Annotated in this window: 3 protein-coding genes; 1 reads left to right on the plus strand and 2 read right to left on the minus strand. The window is 46.0% G+C overall.

Going from position 1 to position 4447, the window contains the following annotated elements; all coding sequences use genetic code 11:
- Positions 1-946: 946 nt before the first annotated feature.
- Together purB and BJP37_RS43790 are read right to left on the minus strand one after the other, a co-directional pair.
- The gene (gene purB, locus BJP37_RS21880; protein WP_075906340.1) at positions 947-2242 is read right to left on the minus strand and encodes an adenylosuccinate lyase; all 1296 of its coding nucleotides are present in this window, start codon (positions 2240-2242) and stop codon (positions 947-949) included.
- Positions 2243-2283: 41 nt separating this feature from the next.
- On the minus strand, positions 2284-2418 hold the full coding sequence (locus BJP37_RS43790; RefSeq protein WP_269087042.1) for a hypothetical protein: 135 nt from the start codon (positions 2416-2418) through the stop codon (positions 2284-2286).
- 218 nt (positions 2419-2636) lie between these two features.
- On the opposite strand from BJP37_RS43790, the gene BJP37_RS21885 reads away from it, so the two are divergent.
- Positions 2637-4115 carry a hypothetical protein gene (locus tag BJP37_RS21885; RefSeq protein ID WP_143727736.1) on the plus strand — a complete coding sequence of 493 codons (1479 nt, stop codon included), beginning with the start codon at positions 2637-2639 and terminating at the stop codon, positions 4113-4115.
- The last annotated feature ends 332 nt before the right edge of the window (positions 4116-4447 follow it).

Genomic DNA, 4447 nt, shown 5'->3' on the forward strand with positions numbered 1-4447 from the left:
TCGGGAATCGGGAATCGGGAATCGGGAATCGGGAATCGGGAATCGGGAATCGGGAGTGGAACTGGCATCTTGCCAGTTTCAATATATTTCCGGGCGGGCAGGATGCCCACTCTACTCCTATTCACCGCGAAGACTGAGGTTGAGGGGAATTTAATTTAGCGATCGCACTTCCTAAACTGAAGTTCCCCCGTTCATTTGTACTACTATACTAGTTAAAGGCTCTCCCCATAAGGGATATAGTGATTGAGCCGAAAAATTGTGTACCCATGTTGGTTCTTGAAGTATCTCTGCAATTGGAATATAATCCAACTATAGGCACTGGTCGCATTTTTATTTGAGAACCAAATCGCTTCTTGATGCAATAGCGAGTGGGGAGGGGCTGTGTGCGGAACCTGCGTCCGCACCTTGTAAGCCCCGTGGAAACCCCCAAGACCGCGCTGCATCGCTCAAACGCCGTTCAGTTCAATGTTGTGAGCATTCTCAAGAAGACTGTACCCAGTAGCAATAAGTACCGGCAAGCCTAGGAACGCCACAGAGCTTGGGATTGAGGTTTCGAGTAGTTCAAACTTTGGGGGAACTTCAGTCCTAAACTCATAAATATGGCGTTGCTGAATTAAGGAATGAATGCGCGATCATTTGGTTTTACTAAAGCCCCCTAAATCCCCCAATTCTGGGGGACTTTGATAGTTTTGTTCCCCCCAGAATTGGGGGGCTAGGGGGGCAAAACCATACGCATAATCAGCAACGCCATAAATATAGCACTATCCATGAAGCTTAGGACATTGTCTTGATGCAATAGCGAGTGGGGGAAACCCCCAAGACCGCGCTGCATCGCTCCTAAACTCCGAAACGTAAGTCATAGTTTACTTCTGACTTCTGACTTCTGACTTCTGACTTGCGCTATAGCAGTTCTAAATACCCAATTGAGAACTGCTATAAATAACAGCTAGATTCCCAACCGTTGATAAACCTCGTCCAAATGTTTCAAATGCTGCTGGGGATTAAAACATTCTTCTATTTCAGAAGGGGTTAGCTTACTCGTAACTCCAGGATCCTTAGTAATCAAATTGTAGAAGTCTCCCTCAGGTTGATTCCAGGCTTGATGAGCACAAGACTGAACAATACTGTAGGCATCTTCCCGATTCATGCCCTTTTCTACTAAGGCTAACAACACCTTTTGGCTAAAGACTACACCGCCATAAACATTCATATTCCGCTTCATGTTTTCTGAATAAACCAACAAGTGTTTCACTAAATCTGTGATTTCCACTAACATGAAGTGAGTTAAAATACACACATCTGGCAGAATGACTCGTTCTACAGAGGAATGAGAAATATCCCGCTCATGCCATAGGGCAACATTTTCTAAAGCAGCTACCGTATGACCCCGCAGGATTCGTGCCATCCCGCTTAGCCGTTCAGAACGAATTGGATTACGTTTGTGTGGCATAGCAGAAGAACCTTTCTGTCCCTTAGAAAAGAATTCTTCTACTTCTAGGACATCGGTTTTTTGGAGATTGCGAATTTCTACAGCAAACCGTTCAATGGTTGCCCCTAACAGAGCTAACTGCTGGACAAACTCACCATGGCGATCGCGAGAAATAATTTGGGTTGAAGCAGTATCAGGTTGCAGTGACAGGTTTCGACATGCGATCGCTTCCACTTGAGGGTCAATATTGGCATAGGTTCCCACAGCACCAGAAATCTTGCCCACAGATATGTTTTCACGCAGAGCCACTAAGCGATCGCGATGGCGGCAAACTTCTGCTAACCAACCGGCTAGCTTAAAACCAAAAGTAATTGGTTCAGCATGAATTCCGTGAGAACGACCAATCATCACCGTGTAGCGATGTTGTTGTGCCTGGTAGCGAATTGCTTGAGCAAGCTTCTCGATATGTTCGAGGATAATATTTAGACTAGCAACCAGTTGCAGTGCCAAGGCAGTGTCTAAAACATCAGAACTAGTCAAGCCTAGGTGAATGTAGCGTCCCACATCCCCTACATACTCATTAACATTAGTCAGAAAGGCAATCATGTCATGGCGGACTTCTTGCTCAATCTCTTGCACCCGCTTGAGGTCAAAATTCGCCTTTGCCTTAATTTCCTCTACTGCTTCACCAGGAATCTTACCCAGTTCCGCTTGTGCTTCACAAACAGCTATTTCCACCTGAAGCCAGGTTTTGAGCTTGTAGGTATCCGTCCACAATTCGCCCATCTCGGGTAGGGTGTAGCGCTCAATCAATTCCAATATCGCAGAACACAACCTTACAATTATAGCACTTATCAATCGGGTAATGGACTTAAGTCTGGGGTTTTAGGAAGTCGGGAGTCGGGAGTCGGGAGTCGGGAGTCAGGAGTCGGGAGTCGGGAGTCGGGAGTCGGGAGTCGGGAAGTAGCGCGCTCAAAGGGTTTATCCACGAGGCTTTCAAGGTATTGAATCGACCTGATCAGAAGGATAAACGCTATATAATTGATTAATCATTCCTCAAATCCCCTATTACCATAGGCCTATGGCCATAGGCCTATGGCCATAGGCCTATGGCCATAGGCCTATTGTTACCTACCATCACCAATTTACCTCTCAGTTCTGGGTCTATATTAAGCTTTAGTACCAGATCAACAATCGGAGGTGACAGTTGACTAATACAGGTATGATTAAACACCTAAAATGGGCTAAACGGGCTCTAATTGCTTTAATACTCCCAATTTTAATACTCCTATGGGCACCACCAGCCCTTGCCCAAGCTGATCTCACGATCACCCCTAAAAGTATGACTGTGGCAGGTACCAGGGGTTCTAGTACCACCCGCAGCTTACTCTTGCGCACGACTAACGCCGTTAAGGATTTACAAATAATCTCCCTAGACCTGAATACTCAGGATGGCCAAGAAATTTTCCCCGCCAACTTGATTCAGCCTACTTTATCAGTCGAGGAGATTGAGGACAATAGTATCCTATCTCTCCCGATCGAGTTTCAATTAAACAATGCCCCCAAAAGTGGAGAATTTAGTGGTGAATTACTGATTAAGTTCTCAGAAACTGAACTAAGCGTACCATTAACAGTCCGAATTAAAGACCCCTTCCCCATACCTCTGGTAATCATATCCATTGGGGTTATATTGAGCATAGCTGTGTCCGGCTACCGTAGCCGAGGGAAACTACGGGACAAAATTCTGGTGCGGGTTGGTCAATTGCGTACCCAACTACGCAGTGACCCCCAGTTAGCTAATACATCACTAGCCGATCAATTCGACTCTATACCAAATCCCTTCAAGACCCGAATTGAAGGCCATCTGCTAGATGTCGAGATGGCTTTGCAGGGGGAACGTTGGAACGATGGTAATCAGGCAATTACCCAAGCCGAGTCAGTGTGGCTGAAATGGCGCAAAGGTCGTGAGGACTGGCTAGCACTCCTGAATTATGGTCAGACCCTGGAAGAAAAAATACCCAGCACTCCGGATCTTGACCCCCGTTATCTACAGTCAGTACGCCGTAATTTGCAACAGGCAATCCGAGAGGCACCTGAGCAAAATCCTCAAGACTTGTATGAGCAGTTAGATGAGTTGGCAAAACAGATTAATCAATACCTGCAACTGGATGCTAAACTCAGCGACTTGGACAACCTGCTGGTGGAAACCACAATATCAACACAAGAGTTACAGACTTGGCAACGTCAGGAAAAGAATTTGCGCAATAAGTTGAATAATCTCGAACCTACCGATAAAAAAGCTGCTCAGGAGTTGAATGGTCAAATCGAAAAAGCGATCACTCTACTAGTCAAACAAATACCACCTAACTCCACTAAGTTAGGCTTCCTCATCAGCCAACCTGAATTATTGCAGAGAGCACCAGGGATCGATACACCACGGATAGTTATCCAAGAGCCAAGACTAGCAAAAATTCGCCTTTGGATTTTCTCTGCAATCAGTTATGCGATCGCAATCGTCCTGCTTGCTGGTAGTGGCTTCATTGAGCTATACACCTATAAATCCACCTTTGGCGCTAACCTCTGGGGTGACTATGGCGTCCTCCTGGCTTGGGGGTTTGGTGCCGAAGCCAGTCGGGATGCCATTGCAAAAGTCGTGGCAAATTTGGACTTACCAGGATTGACATAATCACTCGATCAGGTTAGCAGGTTAGCAGGTTAACAGGGTGAAGGTTACCAGGTTGAAGGTTAGCAGGTTGAAGGTTAGCAGGTTGAAGGTTAGCAGGTTAGCAGGTTAGCAGGTTGAAGGTTAGCAGGTTGAAGGTTAACAGGTTGAAGGTTAGCAGGTTGAAGGTTAGCAGGTTAGCAGGTTACCAGGTTGAAGGTTAGCAGGTTGAAGGTTAGCAGGTTTAAGGTTAGCAGGTTGAAGGTTAGCAGGTTGAAGGTTAGCAGGTTGAAGGTTGAAGGTTGAAGGTTAGCAGGTTGAAGGTTAGCAGGTTGAAGGTTAGCAGTTTGAAGGTT

Source organism: Moorena bouillonii PNG (assembly GCF_001942495.1).
Taxonomy (GTDB): domain Bacteria; phylum Cyanobacteriota; class Cyanobacteriia; order Cyanobacteriales; family Coleofasciculaceae; genus Moorena; species Moorena bouillonii.